Consider the following 22,689-nt stretch of genomic DNA (forward strand, 5'->3'; position numbering starts at 1 on the left):
TCTCAAAAGTGATTGCGGATGTGGTCGTTAAAGTAGCGGGCTTGGCGAAGGCCGCTTTGAACCCGGCAAAGGTCTCCGGTGGTACCCGGAACCATTGCACATTGAGCGGAATTGGCTGAAAGTGATCGAACCACAGGACGGGGGTGTCGGACGGCCACGCATCCAGGTGGCCGAGGCGCGGATCGATCGGCGGGACAGGGGGAGAAATGCACCCTTGGACGAAGGCTGAGCTTGCGGAGATCACCGGAGGCATATGGGAAGGCGAGCTGCCGGAAGCCTGGACGACCGACTGCATAGCCTTCTGCGACGCACTGATCGGCCCCGGCGCGCTCGTCATCCCGCGCGTTGGCACCTACCGTTACGGCGTACACCCCAGGAAGATCAGGCGCTTCAGGCGACAGGGGCTCGCGCTCCTCGCGGACCGAGAGTACCGGCCCAACTTCGAAGGCTTGCCGTTGCTCCGGGTGGCTTCGGTCCGCGTCGCCATGAAGTATCTCGCCGAGCGAGCGCGGTCTGCTTACGGCGGACGCCTGATCGCGGTTGGCGGCAGCGTCGGCAAGACGAGCACCACGGCGATGATCAACGTCATTCTCACCGCAGCTGGTTATCCACCTTTTCCGGGCGAAAACTTCAATACCGTCTCCGGCGTGCTCGGCCTGATCGCCAACCTTCCCCCTGATGGCATCCACGCTGTCGAGGTGTCGATTGGCTTTTTTCGGCGGCTCCTTGAGGTATCTGCGCTCAAGCCGCATGTCGCTCTTATCACGACGATCGGCGACGCCCATCTCGAAGAGTACGGCTCGCGTGAGGCCATCGCCAAGTTGAAAGCCCGCCTGTACGATGTCGCTGAGGGCGGCACTGCGATCATGCCTCGGGATTCCGAGCATTTCGAATATCTCCGAGCCCGCGCGCTGTCGTTCGGGGCGAAGGTCGTGTCCTTCGGTGGACATGCTAAGGCCGACTACCGGCTCGTGGACTATTCGCACGAAGATCAACTGGTGCGTGCGGTCCTGAAGGGCCGGGATTTCGCCTACAAGCTAGGTAATCCAGGGCGGCACATGGCAGTCAACAGCCTCAGCGCGCTGGCGGCTGTCGATTCGCTCGGCCTTGATCTGGGAGCTGCGACCAATGCGCTCGGGGAGGTGCAGGCCATCCACGGACGTGGCGAAGTCATACGCATCGCCCTCGCGTCCGGCGAGATCCATGTCGTCGATGAGGCCTACAACGCGAATCCGACATCGGTGGCCGCCGTGCTGGCGGCACTCGCTGAGGGGAAGCGCGCAAGTGGGGGCCGAAAGCTTGCCCTTCTTGGCGACATGCGGGAACTCGGGCCACGATCGGCCGAATTTCACGCCGGTCTGGCGGAACCCGTTCTCGCGGCCGATCTGGATATGGTGATCACGGTTGGGACGCAGATGACATATCTCCGTCGTGCCCTGCCGGAGTACCTCCTCGGCCCACACTTCGCGACAGCAGACGATGTGTTGCCCGAGCTCGCCACTATCCTGCGCGCGAAGGACCGCCTTCTTGTGAAAGCTTCGAATGCCATGGGTCTGCATGAAGTTGTAACTCGCTTGCGCCGGCAATTTGGACGCTAGTCCGCCGCGATATAGCATCGGTGTTTGAGGAGTGCCCGAAACGTTGAGATTCGTCGAATTTCGCTGTTTTTTTGGACCAAAGCAGAAAAATTGACCGGAGATCAGCTCCGCCCATGACTGGTTCCACTACCAAACAGTCTCAGGCACTTGGCGGAAAATTGTGCTTCGCCGCCTGATTCGATCTGTGCTGCCTCCGGGTGACCAGGGTAGCGCCGGCTGGACGCCGCCAACCGAAGAGCTGCGCACAGTCATGCCCGCTCGGTCATTTCGGCCATGCATATAACGGCAGCCGCCGGGAATGGTTGGTTGGTCCGAGCCCAATGCAGCAACAACAAAGATTAGCCCTGTGCCGAGCACTGACATCAGTATTGCTTCAGCGAAGGAGCACTATTCCTAAGTCTCCAAGGCCTTTCGGCGGAGTCGCACCATACCAGTCCAGGGCCACACTCGAGTTGCCACTATAGAAAAATTGCCACGCAACAATCCAACCTGAGTTGGCAGTCGACTTCAGGTCTGTTGTCCCTCTCATCCGAAAACGATGATGGGGCAGGTAGATAGCCCCTTCAATTAAGTAGTTTTTGTTTCCGGACAATGAGACCGTGGGCACAGAGGGCGTAACTGTGCGTGACCCGAAGATAGCGATGCCAGCGTAAATGCCACTCGTGGGAGCCGAAATCCTTACGCCACCTTTGCCTGCTGACTGAATAATGCTTGACTCGGAGTCAACGAATATCGTGACTTCGTCGCCCGAGAGATTCACATGGCTGCCGATGCTCACTGTTGCGTTCTGAAAATAGTGAACTCCGGGAGAAAGAACGACATTTCCATCGAGGTCAATGTTTCCACAGAACACCCGGCCGGCCGGAATGGTAACATCGGTCAGCATCTGATCACTGTAGTCGCAGCCGTTCGGTGGAACGGGCTGCGGTAGATCGACAAGGGGGTCTGCAAGTTCGGGTTGGTTGGTTTTCGGGATGATGGTGTAACCGCCGCCTTGGTAATTGCCCACTATAGAGATTTTTCTGGCGACAATCTTTCCGGTTCCAACGTGCCTCAGTGCCCTTGGACTGGAGGAATTCACTTGGATACCGCAGTTTGGCACCGAAAGCCCCCCGGAACCCATTACCGTCAGCGCTCCATTTGAGGCAGGATCGAGGACATAGAAGCAATAATCCGGCGCGGCTTTTCGGGCCGTTGCCGCCGCGTGAAGGTTAATGCTCCGAATTCCAGCAAGACTCATGAAAGCGGTTGGCATTCCAGCTGAGATTTCAACCGCCGCCTCTCGCGTCCCAGCAGAAGGAGTGGTGATGCTCACCCCAACGACAGCGCCGGTCACGAAGGAGCCATTGGCCAGCGCCCAATTCTTCGCGGCCTGCACGGCTGCTTCGTTTCCTCCATCGCTCTCGACAGCAACAAGAGCCGCCGAATCGGCTATCTCCTGCAGCTTGGATCTCCAGGAAGCGGCGTTGGTAAAGTCAATGCTAAGGCCGAGGGCCAAGCCCAGTGGCACCACCATTAAGGCCATCGCGACGGCAAAGTTCCCCCGTTTTTCGGGCGGCAGATCTTTCAGTCTCCGCATCCAGAAGCCCTCTCTTAAGAGCAACTTAGACCGAAGATGGTTTAGAATTTACTAAATTAGAACAACAAAACGCAGCGGCAATTCACGCTCGGCAAAAAGGCGATGCAAGCTGTCTCGCTGCTCATTGAGCTGAGTGAAACGCGGCAGACCTTGAAGTCAGCGATGTGCTAATTCTTTACTTAAGGCCGAAGACTTGCTGAGCCTGGTCAGACTGCAACAAGTCGCGTGCCGAATGTCCGACACCCGGCAAAATCACGAGACGCCAATTGAAAGGCCACCCGTTAGCGGTCGCGACAGCTTGCGCCAGCTCAAAAGTGAACTGCCCCCGATCCAAACGCGTCTCTCCTTGGCGCATAGCAGCTGCGCTTTCGTTTAGATCGACATCGCCAGTGTCGTCTTCTCCAAGATAGATCGTTAGAGGCAAAGCCAGATAGGCCTTCAACTCCTGAGAGGCTTGATCCGGCGTATAGACGCAGCCCGAGGAGAGACATCCCAGCCCGTAGGCTGCCGCCTCTGCTAGGGAAGGCAATACGTAGGTCGACGGATTGGCTACGACCACTCTCTTGGCATCCGACAAGGCAAATGCTGCAACACGCGACATGAATTGACCTCCCGCCGAGTGCCCAAAAAGGTAGTACTGGGCAGTCGGCAGCCCCTCTCGGGCCCTCGCCCAGTTTACCAAGCCCTTCACGTACCAGACAGTCCACCTGTCCCGAGGTTGAATTGTGCCCGAGTTGACAATGCCTCCCCGCTGATAGCTCCAGCCTGGGAACCTTTCCAGGTCGAAAAGCGGCGCCATAACGATCAGGCAATTTCGATCCGCAAGAGGCTGCGCGTAGTCTCGGTAGGATTCGGCCGTTCGGCTTAGTCCATGGAACACGAACAGGATCGATGGATTGGCACAGTTCTTCGGATGATAGGTGTATACTGTCAACTTTATGCCGTTAATAGTTGCTGAGGTCGTACCTTTGCCGACCTTCCAGGCAAGTACTTGGCCTGAATACGTCAGACTACAGCCTAAGATGACTGCCCCTAACAGACGGATTAGAAATCGCACCTGTCGCTCCCATGGACGATCCCGCAGGGATGACATATCCCATTAGCGGCAGCTAAACAAATCAAAACCGGCTGAGCAGTAAAGAGTTCGTTTCTCCACGTCTGGTCCTCGCAATGTTCGCAAGCGACGCCTCCGCGGCACCTCAGCGTCCTGCGTGACAGGGTATCGGCTCCTTGTTTTGTCGGCACGTATCGCTCGCGCCGCCATTGCGATCGAGGAACCCAGTGCAAATCCGCGTACGGCATACGCATGAGCTTCGGAGCCTCACGCCAGTGCAGGGATGGCCAATCTAAGGCATCTGTCTTGAACGGCTACGACAACATCGGCGAGTCCAGGCGACAACGCCAGCAACCGATCGATTGTCGCGCGACCGGCTGCTCCTCCCATTATCTTTGGTTGGTAGTCGAGGCGCGGATCTCTGTTTTGAACGTAAACTGGATAAATATCTAAACGGATCTGCTTCGCACCAAAGTGGAAGCAAGGCAGAATGGACTCCCCTTTGCTGTTTCCGGACCCAAATGCAAAATTGCCGACACTGTATAATATCGGCCGACCATTATAAATCTCGATCGGCTGAAGGATGTGGGGATGATGGCCGATGACTGCGTCCGCACCCAGGTCGATAAATAGCCGTGCTTTCATGCGGTCTTGCTCGGTAGGTTGGCGCTGGTATGGCAAACCCCAATGTACCATCACGGCGATCCGATCGACCAGTGGACGAAGTTGGGCCAGATCACGCTCGATGAATTCGGGCACATCTTGTGCGGAGCCTGGAAGTTCGCCACGAGCCGCTGTTCGACGGTTCCAGTAATATCCGAGAAGTCCGATGCGGATATCTGCGCCATCAAAAATCGCGGGGTGGTAAGCAGAGCTCTGGTTCCTACCACCACCGTACGGTTGGATATACTGTCGCTCTAACGTGGCTAGCGTCTCAACCACGCCACCCCGACCGCAGTCTTGAATGTGGTTATTCGCGACAGTCATGGCAGCGAAGCCTGCACGACGTAAGACAGAGGCTGACTTGGGGTCGACTTTGTATGAGTAGTTCCGAGTGGTATCTGCTTTCTCAGAGATGGTGGAGAACGGCCCCTCAAGGTTTCCCGTTATCAAAGCGCAGCGTCTAAAGATCGGCCTGACCCAGGCGAAGGCATAGTCTGGGCCAAACCTGCGGATACGATGACGCATCCGCATCCCGGTCATCACATCTCCGACCGCCGCCAAATGGTACGGAGCGCTGGCGGACGAAGAGAGGAACTGTTCAAGTTGGTCCGGGTCGATGAGATCGATGTCATCCGGAATTATGACCTCTGAAAACTTCTCGCGAATTTTTACAACATGGCGCCGGACTTCTTCCGATTCACTGAGGCGGTAGAGGGGTGGCTGAACGGAGGGTGCCAACAATGTCTCAACCGCTGAAGAACTAAAGCCGATCCCACGTTTCTCAAAAACGCTTCGGATCAGTGTTTCGTAACGGCTGCTGAATCTCATTCGGTCTGCATGAAGCAAACACGAGGCAAAGTTCTCCGGAAGTGACCTGAGGGCACGCGTTCGAATTCCGGAAGGAGCATACGGGCTATCAGAAAGTCGTCCCAGCGCCAAAAGGGCAGCTACAACTAACGAAATACAAGTAAGTTCGTCTCCCGGAAAAGCCTTGTGTAGGTCCCACATTGTCGCCGCTATGACTTGCGCGACCAGCGCCTCCGGCGGTGGCAACTCGGCGTCGTCCATACGCGAATCATTGGCAAGAGTATCCGATGGTACGAACTCGGCATCATGACGGAGGTGCCAACACCATACGTAGGGAGTCGACAGCATCGCGGCCGCAAAGTATGCGCTCAAGGCGTACTCAAGGGGACCAGGCTTACTGAAACTGGCGCGCGGTGCATGCAGCCTGTCAGCTTGGATGTCAGCGGTATGGCGCACCACGTGAAACCCGAATGCCTGATATATGAAACTGGCATTGTGCGAGGGGTCGCACAGATAAGCACCGCCTGAAATTCGTGGAAGCCACCCTTCCGCTGTGACTGCACGCCCCGGGCCGAACAGCAATTCCCCACAGAGGGGGATCGAAAAATCATCGAGATTTTCGATTCTTGCTGGATATCGGTATTTGGTCCCTTTGACCGGCACCAACCTAAGCAGATCCCCGTTAACTCCCCCTTGTTTCGGCTGGTGCGCATTAACGATCGCTCTGACCTTCGGCAACGGGCCCTCGCCGAGTGAACGCAGCACTTCGTTCACTCGATGAGCTATCAAGGAGACGTGGTAGTAGACGTTGACCTGGCCGAAGCGTGCCGCGGCCTCACAACCTTCCTGTTCACCAAGAATTCCGCCGCCGAAAGGCTTGAAAACATAGTTACCTTGCTTGTCGGGCAGTGCTTCGCCCATCTCACCCGTGGGCCAGTGAACATCCGTGGCTGGATGACCGATTACGTCCACGTACCGCCCACGCAGCCCTTGCCTCCCCGTGTTTTGGCAAAGATAAGGCAGTTCGACCTCGGTTGAATGCACCCGGCCGCCAGTAAAATCTGAATCGCAACGCTCCCAGACGTAAACAGATCCAGTCGCCATCTTTTTCCCCAAAGCTACTGCTTCTTCTGCGAACGCTGAGACGCAAGAATTCACAAGTCTTGCGCTCCGCAATCCTGCGAACCTTTCGCCGACGGGTGCTGAAATTGATCGAAAGGACATGCCGTCGGTTGCCCTGAGGCCAACTCTCTACAGGGCGTGGAGATTGTCCTTCAACATGCTCTGAGGCCGCATTTTCGCTCCATGGTGGGAAGCTGGATCCGAGTCTGCAGCCCAGCTTCCGGCAGCGTTTTGGCCTCAATTCGCCTGCCCCTGATGGGGGCTACACAAATCAATCTCCTGACGAGGCACATCTATCCGATGCTTGCGACCGGCTTTTTCTTCTCTCCGCTTATTCGAACTGCCTTACTGAGGCCGCCTGCTGAACCGTTATTCTCACCCGATCCAGCGAGCTCTTGCCGAGCACTCTCCAATGCCTTCGCCGCAGATCCCTCCTTAATCACCTTAAGTTCTTCCGCGACCATATTTGATTTTATGAGACGCCACTTGTCGAGGGAGGCGGCGCGCACGAAGCCGTAAGCCGATGGCATACGGACCATCAGCCAGCCTAGCTTCAACAATTCCTCCGTGAAGCCTCTCACGAACGCCGCCCCGCCGACACGCCGTCCAGTCAGGCGCCTGAATGTCTTGTACGACATTCTTGCACGGGTTCGCGGCTGTCCCGCTTTGTTTGTGGTGCGTTTCAAAGTCAAAGCAACGAGTGTCGCCGCATCACTTAGCGAAACACTCGGTGTTGCAATCGGCGAAACAGTGTTCATAACCTTACTCTCCTTAGCTTGAGCAGAATCGATAAACTCATCACTGCTATCGAACGTCATTCGTCTCGGGCCGAACTGAAGGAAACGGGGCCACTTCATCGAACCAGCCATCCTTTTTTGCCAAATACGACATTGCCATTGCGTGCATGGCAGCCTTTATTTGCGGTGGCCGCGACTGAGACATAGATGCGAGGGGTTCCGCGGCTAGCTCACCAGATCTCGACAAAAGCGCCATTTTGGCACCCGATCCGTCAGTGCTCCATCTCAAAGTTAGAACCAAACCACCACTCTGTAGGTGCCGACGTAGGTCGGTATCAGTATCAGGCTCGGAACTGACCAATATTAGTCGTGTGGTCGGCAAGGTCGACAGCGCACGGCGGGGCCATTCATCTTCGCTGTTGACAATGAAATAGCCCTGGTTTCCGCACTGCAACACTCGCTGAGCGAGATCTTCGAGAACTGTACCATTGTCTGCATCCGTTCGAGTCATCGAGACCGCACGGCAAGCACCCAGACAAAGACCGCTCGCCCAAAGTCTGTCCGGAGAGGCTGCATAAACCAGGGCTTCCAGGAACGGGTCTCTGGCCAGCATTTGCGGGGTTGTCCGCCGCCCAAATTCCTGGGGTACAGTGTTGATGTAAGCGCCTCTTTTCGACAAGAGACCAACTCTTCGCCCTTCCGCCTGGAACCGATGATCGATTGCTGTCGCCACCGCACCAGTGTGTCGATCGCCGATGACGAGTACGGTGGCAATTTCCGAAGAGCCCGGCTCATTGTACATATTGGCCAGGATTATCTCACTCACATCTCTCGAGGTCCCCGCTCGCGGCCAAAGATGAAACTCGATCCCCGGCCGTGCATTTACCTCGATGACAGTACACCCGACCTCTTTGTATGATCTTGCAATATCGGGCATGATGAGATCTATCCCGGCAATGTTAAGGCCGATGACTCTCACGATGCGCTCGCACAGTTGCCTGTTATCTGGATGAACGGAGTTTGTAACATCGACCGGGACGCCTCCACGGGCGAGGTGGCCGGTAGGTCGGAGAACCAAAGGCTGCCCGGAAATTGGGACGGACTCCAGCGTAAGACGACGCAAGGCTAGGTGCCGTAGCAGCTCATCGTCAATCTCTACAGGAGAAAGACGTCTCCCGTCTCTGTCGGGTTCTCGGTTCAAATCATGAATCAGGTCAACTATCGTTTTTTCACCGTCGCCAACGACTTGGGGGGGGCAACACATGACCGCCGCCACGAGATGATAGTCAACGACTGTCGCTCGAAATTCCGGGCCGGCGATGAACTGCTCAACCAAGACGCCAAACCGCTCTGACTGAGTGACGTCGTGCGCTATATCGAATGCAGCCTCAACTGCACGGCGTCCCCGCAGTTTAACCGAGACTCCCCGCCCCTGATTTCCCTGAACCGGTTTGACCACGACGGTCTTACCCAGCTGTTTGGCGGCAGCGACGGCCTCAGGTTTGGTGCGAACGGTAATCTGACGGGGTACTGGGATCCCCGCTTGCGCCAAAAGTCTGTTGCCCAGCCTTTTGTCCAAGGCCACCTTCGCCGACGCAAACGATGTAGAACCCGATATCGTCGAGAACAGCTGCTTCTGGTGCTTGCCTTGGCCAAGGCGAAGGTGGTTACGGGCAATGAATTCGAACGGGATGTGATTTCTCTTAGCTGCAGCTACAAGCACAGCGGTCGAATTTGAAAGACGTCGTCTCTTCGCCCTTTCCAGGTTTAGCTCCCGAGTCTGAGCGTATTTCGCTGCCCCGTCCTCGCCTCGCGCCGCCTCACCAATCGCGTCAACGACAGCCGAAGCAGCCGCGCGCGACATCTGCGGGTCATCCGACTCCCAAACGATTGCAAGATGGCTTTCGGACGGATCGCCTATTAGCGACGCCGTCGGCGAAAACGAATAGAAATTCATCGCGCGGCGAAGCTCAAGATCAGCGGACAGGATTGCGTCGGCAATGTAGCGAGGGACCAAAGCGTTTTGTGCACAACCGGGAAACATTTCGGACAGCGCTGAGCGAGCCAGCGCAGTAAAATCGGAGATGCAAGAAACCGCTAGCCGCCCGATATTCAGGGTTAATTTGACCACCGTGTTCGTGCTATGCACGTTAAGTCCCGATAGCACCTTAAAACTGACAATCTCAATTTGTCCAAACTCTTCAGATAGGCTGACCATAACCCCACTTTTGACCCCGGATGTTCACGCTCCGCCTGCTTTTCGACCGTCTCCCACAATACAGACTTCCTGACCACGCTTCCGCTGCAGCCACTTCAAATGCATCTCGAAACGGGCATCGCATCGATGGGCATGAGCGGCTTCGGCAAGACCCGATGTGAAGGGGCGAAGATGTGGCGCATTCCACCACATTTAAGCACGCTTTATCTCTGATCCCCCGCGTTCAGCCTAAACGCTACGGCCGCAGCATCCGGAAGTCGCGTTCTTATTCTCTTGAAAGACCAGTGGATTTCCCGCCGGCCTGATCCGGACAATGCAGCTGGATGGTATGTGGCCTCGCGGGGAGATGTCGTCATGCATTCGAATGGCAGAGATCCAGACATTATAGTGTTAATAGCCGTTAAAAGTCGTCAGCTTGGGTATGTATTTTGGGCATCTAATGCTATTTATCTAATCATATTTATCCAATCATATTGGTTATTGGATAATCGATTGCAAACGGAGAGGAGTATAGAAAAGGGCTTAATCTTATACATACAACAGAAAAGACTTCTAAATGCCATCCAAATGTAAGTTGGGGGGTTCATGTCCGTTTCAAGAATTAAGCGCGGGCGCCTGAAGAGAGCTAAACGAGCATTCGCCACCCGCCGGGTCGCCGCATCTCACATGCGCACACTCGTTACCGGACCTATACAGCCCGTCGCTGGCGATCTTGTTTTGGCGCGCGTTGATGAACTCGGCAATCACAGCAGACTGGAGCTCATCTGCGGGCGAAAGGCGATCATGTTTCGCGGAGATGAGATAATCCTCTGTTATGGAAACAGGTACGCTCCTGACCAGTTCGAGGCGGTAATAGGCCCCGATCTGGGGCCGTGCGACTTGGTAGCGGGGGGCGGCATCGCGGCATGTGAGCTTTCCAGGCATGCTCGCATGCTGGCGCCAACCAAGATCACCCCGCTCGGCCTGATTGGCGACAAGTTCGGCCGCCGGCTAAACGTGTGGGATTACAAGGTCAGCTCAGACGATTTACCCCCTTCTCTGCCGATTGTTCTGTCGCTTGGGACGTCAATGAACGCCGGCAAGACATTGACGGCAACGTCATTGGTCCGAGGGTTCAAAAAGGCGGGACTGAAGGTCGCGGCACTGAAAATTACAGGAACTGGCTCGGGTGGCGACACCTGGATTGTGCGGGATGCCGGAGCCGACATCGTTCTTGATTTCACAGATGCCGGATTTGCAACGACGTATTTAGCCCCGGTAGAGTTGATTGAGAAGGGCGCGTTCCGCCTACTGAACCATGCCGCTGAAAATGGATGTGACGTCGCTGTTATTGAGATTGCCGATGGGCTGCAGCAGAAGGAAACTTCCGAGCTAATTCTGGCTGAATCTTTTCGGAGCATGGCTCTTGGCGCGATTTTCGCTTCCTATGACGCGATGGGAGCAAAGTATGGAGTTGATACCCTCCGCGCTGCTGGCCACAAGGTACTTGCAATTAGCGGCAGGATCGGCCGATCGCCGCTCGGTGTGAGGGAGGCTGAGGAAGCCACTGGCCTGCATGTCTATTCCCCATGGGAGCTCCAGGATGGGGCACTCAGCCCCGTTCTAAAGGCTCGCGCTTCTGAAAAACTGGCTAACGGACAGGGCAATAATCCATATCTACGGCGTATTGCTGATTCCCCAAATCCAATGATGGCACGCGACCAGGGTCGAGCCTATTCTTCCCAGCTGCGAATTGATTTTTTGGGGAAGCTTGCGCACGAACTGATTCAGGCAGAGTTGGGAGAAACACCTGGTCCGGGAAGGCCTGCCAGTGACAGCAGGGCGACATGGCCCAGTCCCTTCGGGAGCGTCTCGGTCACCTTACCCGAGTTGCTATCGCAAAGCTCGAACCCCGCGTTTATGTCGATCCAGGCGCCCGCTGAGTTGATAGAAGCGGCAGTTTTGGCAAAAACCCGTGGAGCCCTCAAGTCATCTCTGGGCAGCCTGGTCCAAGCCCTCGGGTGCCCTCCCCTGTCCGCCACCCAAATGTACAACCTCGTGAGCGGAGCTTGGTCGATGTTCGAGGCAGTTGATCACGATGAACGCCTTTGGGCAGCAAATCGGCTTCAGCCAAATGTTCTTGCGGGACCTGCTTTGGGCCCTCATGACGATTTGGATGGGATGATCATGAATTTCTCGGGAATTTTCAACGAGGACCCCGACCAGCATGCCCCGCTTGGACGGGCGTGAAAGACGGTGTCCTTGCTGAGAACACGAGGTAGGCGGCGGTACAGCGCCCCCCTCAGCGAAATGTGGCGAAGGTCGATACCCGGCCTTGCTGCGGTTGTGGGTTTTGGTGTCTGTATCAATGCGCTCCGATTTGCTGGGCCGCTTTATTTTATACAAATATTCGACCGGGTCATTTCCAGCCGGAGCGTGGAAACCCTCGTTATTCTGACCTTGGCCGCCTTGCTCGCTCTGGTAACCGGCGTCGTGCTGGAAGCCATTCGTCGTCGTATGCTTTCCCGCTGGAGCGTTTGGATCGAGCACCACTTGACCAGCCAGTCCGTGAAAGCCGGATTGACGGCAGGCGTCCCCAATCCGCCGCTTCTGACCAGCATCGAGAAAGTCTCCAGCTTTGTTGAGCGAGGGCTAGCTGCTTGGCTGGACGTGGTCTGGGCTCCCGTTTTCCTGTTATGTGTATACTTGATCCATCCTGTTCTCGGCCTGATCGCGTTGGCAGGCATGGCTTTGCTGACAGGTATGAGCCTGCTCAAAGAAAAGATCACACAAGAGCCCCGCCAAGCTGAACGTGAAGCTGCCAAGCAGGCGAAAGAGGTATTGATCTCAGCGGAAAGGCACAAAGACGTAGTCGGCGCCTTCGCAATGGCCGACGCGATCGCCGGTCGCTGGGGTAGGAACAGAGTAGATGGCTTTTTGCAGCGGGAGCGGCTTAATGCCAGAGGATCGAGCCTTGATGCAGCGATCCGGGCGCTGAACCGTTGCGTTTACATAGTTCTATTGGCATCGGGCATCTGGCTGTTCCTGAACGATTCGGCGTCCCTCGGAGGTGTATTTGCAGCCCGGCTCATTGCCAGATTTGCTTACAGAATGGTGGAAAAGGCAGTTCGGGAGCTCAGAAGTCTCAGGGAAGCGCGGGAGGGATACTCCAAGATCAAGGCGGAGCTTGCCAAACCGTTGGATGTAGAGCCGTCTCTGCTTCCTGGAACGCCGCAAGGCTCGTTAGTTCTCGATCAAGTTACATTCAGGCATGCTGGATCGCGAGCAGACGTATTTAGGAAACTGTCGCTTTCTCTGGCTCCTGGGGAATTGCTGCTGGTCATAGGACGTGCAGCCACCGGCAAGACGACGCTTTCTCGTCTTCTCATTGGTTTGCTCAAGCCCCGCACCGGTCAGATCCGCTTGGGAGACATGGACATAACCAGGCTTCCGGATAATGTTAGAGTTGGAGGCATCGGCTATTTACCTCAGCACGTTGAACTTTTTGAGGGAACCGTCGCGGAAAATATTGCACGTTTTCAACAAAGTTCTATCGATGACGTGGTTTCCGCAGCAAAAATAGCCGGAATACACGAAGTTATCATTCGTCTGGGCCAGGGTTACGACACTTTGCTTAATGACTCGGTCGGCCTGTCCGGGAGTGAACGGAAGCGAGTAGCCCTTGCCCGCGCGCTCTTTCGCGCGCCGAGGCTTATTGTCTTGGACGAGCCATTCGCCAATTTGGACGCTGCCTCGAAGAAGACCCTCGAGTCGGCGGTTAGGCTTATGAAGGATGCGGGAAGCTCGGTAATTGTCACCATATCCGGACAGACCAACCGTCTTGCCGGATTAGTTGATAGGTCGCTGATCCTAGGAAGTCGATCGCCTGAGCTCACCGAAGGTTCGGTTCCTCCCGTTCGCTTCGGGAAAACTGAATTGCGGAGCGTTAAATGATAGCTTCGCTCGCCCGTGACACCGAACACTCCGGCACCCAGCAAGCCGAGGATCCGCCGCCGTTTGGTAGGCGTTTAGTGATCTCTGGTTTCGCGATTGTCGCTGCCTTCTCGACTCTGACCGGCATGTGGCTTGTCGCGGCACCTATCCAGGGTGCGGTCTTGGCCACCGGGGTGGTGAATGTCGCGTCAAACGTAAAGACAGTTCAGCACCTCGAAGGCGGCATCATATCAGAGATATTGGCTCAAGAAGGAGATCGCGTGTCGCCAGGCCAGGTGTTGATACGATTGCAAAACACCGCTTCGGCGGCTGCTGCAAATGAAATCAAGGCGCAGTGGTACGAGGCGAAGGCTATGGAAGCGCGCTTGGTCGCGGAAAGAGATGGAAAGGACTCGATCGAAATTCCGCCTGAATTGAAAGCGTCCGGCAAATTGGCAGCGGATGCTGCTTCCGGGCAGGAGAGTGTCTTTCGGACACGTCAAAACCTCTTCAGAGAGCAGCTCTCCCTGCTGCAGCAAGCAACCGGAAGCATGGCGAAGGAGATAGAGGGTTTTGAAGGGCAAGTGGTAGCGGCTACCCGGAAGCTCGAGCTGATCGAGGAGCAATTAGGTGATGTGCGCAGCCTGTACGAAAGGAAGTTGGTAGTCAGGACGCGCCTTGTAGATTTGGAAAGAGAAAAGGCGGACGTGGGAGGTGCCCTAAGCGGGTATGTAGCGTCGATCGGCGCGACCCAGCAAAAGATGGAGGAGACGAAATTCAAGATTGCCGAACTTAGCGCCTCGACGACGGCCGATATCGTCGAGACACTAGGAGAAACCCGCGCCAAAATATACGAATACGAGCAGCGAATGGCCGCTGCTGATGACGTGGCGACGCGTACCGAGATACGTGCTCCTATCGGAGGCACCATAGTGGGACTTAAGGTCCACACGAATGGAGGGGTCGTAACGGCGGGAGAGCCGCTGATGGACATCGTCCCTCAGGAGGATAGCTTCGTTGTTGTGGCAAACGTTGACCCCCTCGACGTCGATCAGGTGAAAGTGGGGCTGCACGCGACGGTGTGGCTTAGCGCTGTGAACAGACGTTACCAGCAACCGATGAGCGGTGACGTTCGCACTCTTTCAGCTGACCGGCTAATTGACCCTCGGACCGGTCAGGCTTTTTATTCAGTCCGAATTGTTCTGAGGCCGGAGTCTTTGAAGCCTGGAGCATTGCAAGCTGGAATGGGCACACAGGTCATGATCGAAACTGGAGCGAGGTCAGCATGGGAGTATCTCAGCGCGCCGGTCTATGCCGCTATGGGACGTGCTCTTCGTGAATAAAGAGAACGAGCAATAGACAAAGACTGTTACGCTCCCGTTCGAGTATAATTGGGGGCGAGTATCGAGTATTATGTCTTCTTCCAGATTCGCGGCCACCAGTCGACGCGTCGCCGCCGCTCGGCCCTGTCGACGCCGCGCATGCGCAGGCCGAACTCGACATTCTCGCGCACGGTGAGGAATGGAAACAGCGCCAAGCTCTGCCAGGCCATCGGCGTATCCCGCCGCCAGGTGACGGCTTTCGTCGATCAGCACGGCCATTGAACACCAAGTGCCTGGATCGCTGCCATTCGAATGCACGACGACATCGCTCCCGACAGCCACATATCATCCAACTGAAACGCAATTTGTATTTCATTTCTTTGATTAAGGTCATCTCAATAAGGGTGGAAACCATGGCCAGCAACGCCAAACTCGCTGAATCAGCTCGCGAAACGCCAAAGCTTAACATGAAACCGATCGAGGAGATTGACAGCAAGCAAATCTCCACGGCAATCCGACAAAATCGGCCGTTTGTTGTTCGAGGCTGGGTTGCAGCCTCCGACGGCTGGGGATTGGATGACCCCAAATGGGCGCGGCATACCGGGCAGGTTACGGTGGTTCCAGGGGACGAGACCACGGTTTCCACTGCATCCTATGTCTTACGCAAGAGCGGGATGACACACGAAATGACCTTCCGTGAGTTGTTCGAGCGGATCCTAGGCCAGGGGGAATGGCAACCACTGATCGATGCAAACGAGCGCTACTACATGTTTGGTGGGAAAGTCCCGAGCAGTCTTCTGGAGGCATTGCCTTGGCCAAGTGACCTGGAGTTCGTTGGCTCGTCTCCCTATGTTGCTTCCGAAGGGGTTACCGCCAAGGCGCATTATGATCATTGGTACGCATTCCTGGTGCAGCTACACGGGACAAAAGCCGTAAAAATGTTCCCCCCTTGGGATTATAGTTTCATCTATCCGCAGCATGAAAAGACGGCCGACAAGCCCAGGCGGGCGCTTGTGGATTTGAATAATCCCGATTTTGACCAGTTCCCGCTGTTGAATCAACTGCATGGAGAGATTGCCGTACTGAATGCAGGTGACGTTTTGTATATGCCGGTCGATTGGTGGCATGAGGTTGAAACCGAGGGATTCTCTGTCAGCATCAACCGGCGTTTGAGACGGAGTGCGCTGGACTGGGCCGGCGCTCTGCTTGTATTCGGCTATCAGGTCCTGCAAGGCGCATACCGTTACGGCATCGAACCGATCCCCACCGACGAAATTAAGACTCTGGCCCAGCATGCCTATGTTGAGTGGAAGAGCGACACCGGCAAAACCGAATACGATCAATGGTGCGCATTCCTGGCGCAGTTGGGGCGGGACCAAGCAAAGGCGTTGCGGATCCCCGAAGATCTCGGAGTCCTCATGGCGCGGTGTTTTCAGACCGAGCAAGACCTAACGAAGGCAGAGTTTGAGGCGCTCTCGCATCCCGCGGTTGGACTACCTGTTCGGCAGTGACCTGCATTCCGGATTTCTGACCGTTCTGAGCTGGAATTTTCCACTGAGTTGAAGTTTTCGGAGGTGCAGATCGCCTTCATCCTGCGACAAGCTGAGGAGGGGACGGCGGTTACGCGATGGTTTGGCTGAGCGCTGTGAGCAGACGTTACCAGCAAGCGATGAGCGGCGACATGCGCACTCTTTCAGCTGACCAACTGATTGATCCTCGGACCGGTCAAACTTTCTATTCAGTTCGAATTGTTCTGAGACCGGAGTCTTTGAAAGCAGCGCCTGTAGCATTGCAAGCTGGGATGGGCACGCAAGTCATGATCGAACCTGGAGCGAGGTCTGCATGGGAGTATCTCAGCGCTCCTGTCTACGCCGCTATGGGTCGCGCCCTTCGTGGATAAAGAGACGGGCAAAAAGAATTTGGAGCTCAAGTTAAAGTATAATTTGGGCGAATATAATGTCTTATTCCAGAATTCGCGGGACTAAAAGAGAGCTAAACGTGAATTCTCTACCCGCCGGGTCGCGGCATTTCACATGCGCACACTTGTCACCGGACCCATACAGCCCGTCTCTGGCGATCTTGTTTTGGCGCGCGGAAACACCGCTTACGATTTTCCCTGCTATAGTGCTTCATATGGCGCGCCGGCAAGCGGACTCTGCTCACCGGCAGCAATGCAGCTTGAATTGGCAGCTCGACGAGTGTGGGGAAAGGCGGTAGCGCTCTACCGACTCGACCCCCCTCGTTTGATGCCGCTAATCCTTGCCGCTCATCAGCTCAGAAAGCAGACGCCTGCTGGGAAGGACGGGCCAGGCGCGAAGCCTCGTTTGATTCCCTCGCGACCGCCCAGCTTCGAGCATCCGACGTTAGATTGCTTCCTATTGCTGTCGCAGGTGATCGCTTCAGCAGCTTGTTGGGCGTGATGTAGCCTGCGTTAACCCCCGGGATCGAGTGGTTCATCAGAAGATGGACGTCCAACTCCGCAACGCCTGCAGCCTGGGCGATTGTCCGGAAAGTCTGCCGCAGGTCATTCCCCCATTTCGACAGATCGCTGCGTTTCTCTTGTGCTCGATGACGTGACCGCGTTCGCTCTCTGATGGCAAATCAACCTCGGCAGCATCGCCGCCCGGCTTGCGCGTCGACGCGCGAGGGTCAATGCCGTTGGCGATCTTGCCGAGAATGTCCTTGGCCTTCGCCCGCGCCGCGCGCGTTGTGAGTTCTCCGACTTCGGCAACCTTCATTCGGACGGAAAGGCGCCGCCCCGCCTTCCTTCGCTCACCCTGAACAACGAATGTCTTTTGCCGTTTGCCCACGAGCACCATGAAGCCCGGCAGATCGGTGTCTCGGGCAAAATATTGGTCTGAGGACGCCGGCTCGAGGCTTGCGACGGCGCGGTCTGTAAGGGCGAGTCGAAGGTCTGTCATGAAATTAGTACGGGATTAGTACGGCAATTGCGTCGTGCTGCATCTGGCTGAATCTGTTGGTTTGACTACGCCATCATAGCCGCTCAATACGAAAACAACAACAACTTGAATATGTTAGCGGCAGCGCAATCGTACAGCGGCCTGCATTTGGAAACAATAGGAAAGGCCGTCTGACAAATTCCTAATCTGTAGGTCACAGGTTCGATTCCTGTCGGGATCACCACGCTTTTCAAGTACTTAGCGAAATTGCCGCCGTACTTTTTTCTGAGGAATAGTACGGCGAATTTTTGCAGATCCTATGGTTCTGGCACGATCAGCGCCGCACGACCGGAAGTTGGAGAGTTCTTTGGAATGAAATCCAAGCCGCAATGCAGTCAGCGCTCCAAATCCGTTGCATTGCCTTTGCCACCAAGGCGGCAGTCAGCACCGCTGGCGTTTCGACGCAGACCAGGACCATGGAGTGCAGTCACCTGGCCAATGTTTCGGCTTGAGAAGCAGGGACGGAAGCCGCACCGAGCTTCGTATAAGCCGAAGGAACGCCGCGTTGACTAGCCGATAACCCACTAAAACCGTGGATTTATTGAAACGCACGAGCATATTACGGGTCGGGCGCGCAGTGGTTGAAAATGCTTGCGTCGCGCTATATTATTTGCATGCTGCGCCGTTTCTTTCTCTGTCGTTCGTGGCGCTGGCATGCTCTGATCCCTCAAAAAGGGTGTGTCATTAGTTTTCAGTTTTTGAGACGGCGGTGGGCCTATCGTTTGTCCGCTTGCCGAACAGGGAGGAAGACAATGGACGGAGAATCGCATTCCAAATCAAGGCGAAGCTTTCTGAAGTCGAGCGGACTTGTCGCCGGGCTGACGGCGACGGCGGTTACCGCTCCCTGGGTTCGAAGGGCAGGAGCCGCTGACACAATCATCTGGAAAATTCAAACCTCGTGGCCGGCTGGCGTCGGACTTGAAACTTTCCAGAGCTGGTGTGGGGCCATCAAGGAAAAGACCGGAGGCCAACTCGAATTTCAGCCGTTCAAGGCAAAGGACATCGTTGGTGACTTCGAACTCCTCGACGGGGTGAAGAACGGCGTTCTGGAAGCGATGAACTCGTTTTCACTTTACTGGGCCGGTAAGCTTCCCGCTGCGGCGTTCCTCTCCTCTTACACGATGGGGCTACGCTATCCGCACGAATGGGACATCTTTTTCTATTCGAAAGGTGGTCTGCAGGCCGCGCGCGACCTTTATGCGAAACAAGGTCTTTACTACGTCAACCGCATTCATCACGGCCCGAACATCATCCACTCAAAGACACCGATCCGCTCGATCGAGGATTTCAGAGACCTGAAGCTGCGCGTACCTGGCGGCATGATCGCCGAGACATTCGCAAAAGCCGGCGCCAAGACGACGCTGCTGCCGGGCGGCGAGGTGTTCTCCGCGCTGGAGAAAGGCACGATCGATGCAGCCGATTACACTGGGCCGGCGGTAAACTGGGCGCTCGGGTTCCAGCAGGTGACCAAGTACATTTCCATGGGCCCAGCCGGTCTGATGTCCGTATACCAGCCCGTCGACCTGATGGACTTTGCCGTCAACATGAATGTCTGGAACCAACTCCCGGACAACCTCAAGAAGTTCGTGGAAGACGAAATCCAAGTCTATTCCAATGTCCATTTCGGGGCCATCCAGAAGGCCGACATGGAGGCCTGGCAGAAATTCCTGGATGCCGGCATTGAAATCAATCGGCTTGGACCGGAGGACCTCCAGAAGTTCCAGGAAATCGCGGTGCCAATCTGGTTCGAGTGGGCCAACAAGGATAAGGACGCGGCGCGCATCTTCAAACTGCAGCTTGAGGTGATGGAGAACCCGACCGTCGGTTACGTGACCCCGGACATGTATCAGGGATTGTCGATCAACCTCTGAGGCTCTCCGCGCCCGTCCTGTCCGGGCGGGCGCACTCTCCTGCAAGAGGCAGTCGCCGATGCCCTCACTCACATTTGTGCTGCCGCACTGGCTATACTGGTCAAGCCTCGTGCTTTTCCCGCTCGTTGCGGTCTTCCTTGTCCATCGCGAGCGGGCACAGCGCGATGCCGGCCGTCCAAATCTCTTTCTTGCTTACCTGTTCCTGGTCACTGCAGGCTTCCTCGGCATGCACCGGTTTTATCTGAAGAGCAGGTGGGGATTCATTTTTATCCCGCTGTTCATTGCAGTGCTTTGGACGAGCGCCCAGGTACGCGACGGACGTGAGGCAGTGTCGCTCGCGCGATCCCAGAGCGAACACGCCGAAAGGCTGTTGCCGCGTGCCAAGGCAGATGTAGCAGCCAGCAAAGAAGGCGCTGCCGATCGCCTGGCGAAAGCTGAGGCAGACGCCACGGTGGCGCGCGATAATCTGAGCGCCGCCGCCCATGGGCTCGAGCGCGCCAACAGCATTGGCCGAATTGCCGGACTCCTGCTTGGTCTCGCTCTCGCAGGCGACGCCCTTCTAATACCCGGTCTTGTGCGGCGCACCCGCACCCGTGAGATCGCGCGCGCCGCGGCCGACCATCCGCTCGTAGTCGATGTGCCAGCCACGCCCGTCAAGCAACCGCTCGCGTTGTTCCAGCCGGTCGACTGGCTGGTACGCGTGACGGGCGAGTTCGTCGCGTATTGGTCGGTTCTCGCAGTGGTGGCGTACTACTACGAAGTGGTGGCCCGTTTTGTTTTCAACTCACCGACCAACTGGGTACATGAAAGCATGTTTCTTATGTTCGGCATCCAGTACATGCTGGCAGGCGCCTATGCCTACCGTGACGAAACGCATGTCAGGGTAGACATCGTCTACAGCCATCTCTCCGAACGCGGTCGTGCTGTCTGCGACATCATCACCTCGGCCTTCTTCTTCTTGTTCACCGGCACCATGCTGGTCACAGGATGGCGATTTGCGAGCGATGCCACGGCGGTTGGCGAACGCTCATTCACCGAATGGGGCATCCAATACTGGCCGGTAAAGCTCGCGATCCCCATCGGGGCAGCGCTCCTGTTGCTTCAGGGCCTATCCCGGCTGATGCGAGACATCGCCACTGCATTTGGAAGGATCGGCTGAGCGATGGGCCTCGAGCTTCCGATCCTGTGGCTCAGCATATTGATGTTCGGGGGTCTGGGCGTACTTTTGCTGCTCGGATTACCGATGGCCTTTTGCACCGGCAGCCTTGCCGTGCTTTTCCTCTTTCTGTTCGGCAATTCGGCCATGCTGAACATGCTGCCGTCTCGGGTCTTCCCGTTCATGACGGATTATCAGCTCTCGGCGGTGCCGCTTTTCATCTTCATGGCCGCGATTCTCGAGAAGGCGGGCATCATCGAGGAGCTGTTCGATGTCGTCTACAAATGGCTGGGCGGACTCAAAGGCGGGCTCGCATCGGCCACGGTGATCTCCTGCACGCTGCTGGCCGCGATGGTCGGTGTCGTCGGGGCGACGGAAGTGACGATGGGCATGATCGCGCTCCCGGCCATGCTGCGCCGCAACTACGACGCCAAGCTCGCCTGCGGCTCGCTTCTTGCTGGCGGGACCCTTGGCATTCTCATACCCCCTTCCGTCATGGCGATCGTCTATGCCGTCGTGGCGCAGCAGTCGCTGGGCGAGCTTTTGATCGGGTCGGTATTTCCCGGGCTGCTGCTGTCCGGGATGTATGTCGCCTACGTGACGGCGCGCTGTTACATCGACCCCAAACTCGGCCCGGCGTTGCCGCCGAACGAGCGCATTGACTTCGCCCAAAAACTCAAGCTTTTGCGCCGGACGTTCATGCCGATACTGCTGATCCTGCTTGTGCTCGGGGTCATCTTCATGGGCATTGCCACGCCGGTCGAAGCCGCCGGCATCGGTACGTTCGGGGCTTTCATCGTCTGCGCCGCACATCGGCGCCTGACCTGGGACACGATCCGGGAGGCCTGTGTCGCGACGCTCAAGGCCACGGCGATGGTCATGTGGATATTCTTCGGCGCCACCATGTTCGTCGGTTTCTTTATCCTGAAAGGTGGGCAGAACTTCGTAGCCGAATCGATACTCGGAACAGGCTTGGCGCCTTACGGCGTTCTTGTTCTGATGATGATCATTCTGTTCGTCCTGGGCATGTTTCTGGACTGGGTGGGCATTCTCCTTCTCACCGTACCGATATTTCTGCCCATCCTAAAGCCACTCGAATTCAGCGGCACGTTTGGGCTAGCCGGTGTGGCTCCTGAAGACGTGCCACTGTGGTATGGTGTCATTTTCATGGTCAACATGCAGATGGCGTTCCTTAGCCCGCCTTTCGGCTATTCGCTGTTCTATCTGAAGAGCGTTGCGCCGCCGGAGATCTCGATGGCGACGATCTTTCGATCCGCAGTCCCCTTCTTGTGCCTGCAGGCGATCGGAGTGGGACTGTGCATCGTGTTCCCCTCAATCGTCGTCTGGCTCCCGAAGGTCATGTACGGAGGCAATTGACCACATTTGCGGCTTGCCGACACCGAGGATTAGTCGAATTTGATAGCTTGTTGCTTGAACGGCGTCACCTTTTTGCCTTCCTTTGCGCGTCGTCATGAGATCGCTTCTTGAAACAATCCTGGCTGCGAGTGCGTGTATCGCACTCGACCAGTCTTGGTTATCTCGCCTACGCCGCCCCGGGAATGCCGCCCCATCTGTCCTTGCCGAGATGGCCAAGGAACCTGCCGCCGATCAGATCGTTTCGCGGTATCTGGCTAAGGCCAACCGGAGCGGAGGCAGATATGCCGCATGCCCGCAATCGCATGGAACCGAA

16 protein-coding genes are annotated in these 22,689 nt (G+C 56.4%); 9 read left to right on the top strand and 7 right to left on the bottom strand.

The window, feature by feature from the left end; genetic code table 11:
• Positions 1-206: 206 nt before the first annotated feature.
• Positions 207-1,598 carry a UDP-N-acetylmuramoyl-tripeptide--D-alanyl-D-alanine ligase gene (locus NKI17_RS23775; RefSeq protein WP_352570596.1) on the top strand — a complete coding sequence of 464 codons (1,392 nt, stop codon included), beginning with the start codon at positions 207-209 and terminating at the stop codon, positions 1,596-1,598.
• Positions 1,599-1,971: 373 nt separating this feature from the next.
• On the opposite strand, the gene NKI17_RS23780 is transcribed toward NKI17_RS23775, so the two are convergent.
• The 5 genes from NKI17_RS23780 to NKI17_RS23800 form a co-directional block, all read right to left on the bottom strand.
• Positions 1,972-3,177, bottom strand: coding sequence for a TadE/TadG family type IV pilus assembly protein (locus NKI17_RS23780; protein WP_352574895.1), 1,206 nt, complete (start codon positions 3,175-3,177; stop codon positions 1,972-1,974).
• 175 nt (positions 3,178-3,352) lie between these two features.
• Positions 3,353-3,778, bottom strand: coding sequence for a hypothetical protein (locus NKI17_RS23785; protein ID WP_352451186.1), 426 nt, complete (start codon positions 3,776-3,778; stop codon positions 3,353-3,355).
• A gap of 720 nt (positions 3,779-4,498) precedes the next feature.
• A complete protein-coding gene (locus NKI17_RS23790; RefSeq protein ID WP_352906876.1) occupies positions 4,499-6,805 on the bottom strand; it encodes a CapA family protein in 2,307 nt (768 codons plus the stop codon).
• Positions 6,806-7,116: 311 nt separating this feature from the next.
• Positions 7,117-7,581, bottom strand: a complete 465-nt coding sequence (locus tag NKI17_RS23795; RefSeq protein ID WP_352457629.1) for a hypothetical protein — start codon at positions 7,579-7,581, stop codon at positions 7,117-7,119.
• A 46-nt stretch (positions 7,582-7,627) separates the two neighbouring features.
• On the bottom strand, positions 7,628-9,778 hold the full coding sequence (locus NKI17_RS23800; protein ID WP_352906877.1) for an ATP-grasp domain-containing protein: 2,151 nt from the start codon (positions 9,776-9,778) through the stop codon (positions 7,628-7,630).
• 585 nt (positions 9,779-10,363) lie between these two features.
• Here NKI17_RS23800 and NKI17_RS23805 point away from each other — a divergent pair.
• The 3 genes from NKI17_RS23805 to NKI17_RS23815 are packed head-to-tail and all read left to right on the top strand — an operon-like array spanning position 10,364 to position 15,033.
• Positions 10,364-12,007: a hypothetical protein gene (locus tag NKI17_RS23805; protein ID WP_352906878.1), complete on the top strand. Its 1,644-nt coding sequence runs from the start codon at positions 10,364-10,366 to the stop codon at positions 12,005-12,007.
• 60 nt (positions 12,008-12,067) lie between these two features.
• Entirely contained in the window at positions 12,068-13,711 is a 1,644-nt protein-coding gene (locus NKI17_RS23810) for an ATP-binding cassette domain-containing protein (RefSeq protein ID WP_352754714.1), read from the top strand.
• Entirely contained in the window at positions 13,708-15,033 is a 1,326-nt protein-coding gene (locus NKI17_RS23815) for an HlyD family type I secretion periplasmic adaptor subunit (RefSeq protein WP_352906879.1), read from the top strand. The genes NKI17_RS23810 and NKI17_RS23815 overlap by 4 nt, the downstream gene beginning before the upstream one ends.
• A 68-nt stretch (positions 15,034-15,101) precedes the next feature.
• Here the strand turns inward: NKI17_RS23815 and NKI17_RS23820 are convergent, their stop codons facing one another.
• A complete protein-coding gene (locus NKI17_RS23820; protein ID WP_352457634.1) occupies positions 15,102-15,242 on the bottom strand; it encodes a hypothetical protein in 141 nt (46 codons plus the stop codon).
• A 183-nt stretch (positions 15,243-15,425) separates the two neighbouring features.
• Between NKI17_RS23820 and NKI17_RS23825 the strand changes: the two genes are divergently transcribed.
• Both NKI17_RS23825 and NKI17_RS37040 read left to right on the top strand, forming a co-directional pair.
• Positions 15,426-16,523, top strand: a complete 1,098-nt coding sequence (locus tag NKI17_RS23825) for a cupin-like domain-containing protein (protein ID WP_352783282.1) — start codon at positions 15,426-15,428, stop codon at positions 16,521-16,523.
• A 116-nt stretch (positions 16,524-16,639) separates the two neighbouring features.
• Positions 16,640-16,912: a beta-barrel domain-containing protein gene (locus NKI17_RS37040; protein WP_502894588.1), complete on the top strand. Its 273-nt coding sequence runs from the start codon at positions 16,640-16,642 to the stop codon at positions 16,910-16,912.
• A 556-nt stretch (positions 16,913-17,468) separates the two neighbouring features.
• Here the strand turns inward: NKI17_RS37040 and NKI17_RS23830 are convergent.
• A complete protein-coding gene (locus tag NKI17_RS23830) occupies positions 17,469-17,933 on the bottom strand; it encodes an Arm DNA-binding domain-containing protein (RefSeq protein WP_352906880.1) in 465 nt (154 codons plus the stop codon).
• Between the two features lie 626 nt (positions 17,934-18,559).
• Between NKI17_RS23830 and dctP the strand changes: the two genes are divergently transcribed.
• From dctP to NKI17_RS23845, 3 genes are all read left to right on the top strand, one after another.
• The gene (gene dctP / locus NKI17_RS23835) at positions 18,560-19,843 is read left to right on the top strand and encodes a TRAP transporter substrate-binding protein DctP (RefSeq protein ID WP_352906881.1); all 1,284 of its coding nucleotides are present in this window, start codon (positions 18,560-18,562) and stop codon (positions 19,841-19,843) included.
• Positions 19,844-19,952: 109 nt separating this feature from the next.
• Entirely contained in the window at positions 19,953-21,002 is a 1,050-nt protein-coding gene (locus tag NKI17_RS23840; RefSeq protein ID WP_352854312.1) for a TRAP transporter small permease subunit, read from the top strand.
• Positions 21,003-21,005: 3 nt separating this feature from the next.
• A complete protein-coding gene (locus NKI17_RS23845; RefSeq protein WP_352458292.1) occupies positions 21,006-22,376 on the top strand; it encodes a TRAP transporter large permease in 1,371 nt (456 codons plus the stop codon).
• The last annotated feature ends 313 nt before the right edge of the window (positions 22,377-22,689 follow it).

The sequence above is a fragment of the Mesorhizobium sp. M0816 genome (assembly GCF_040320005.1).
In the GTDB taxonomy this organism is placed as follows: domain Bacteria; phylum Pseudomonadota; class Alphaproteobacteria; order Rhizobiales; family Rhizobiaceae; genus Mesorhizobium.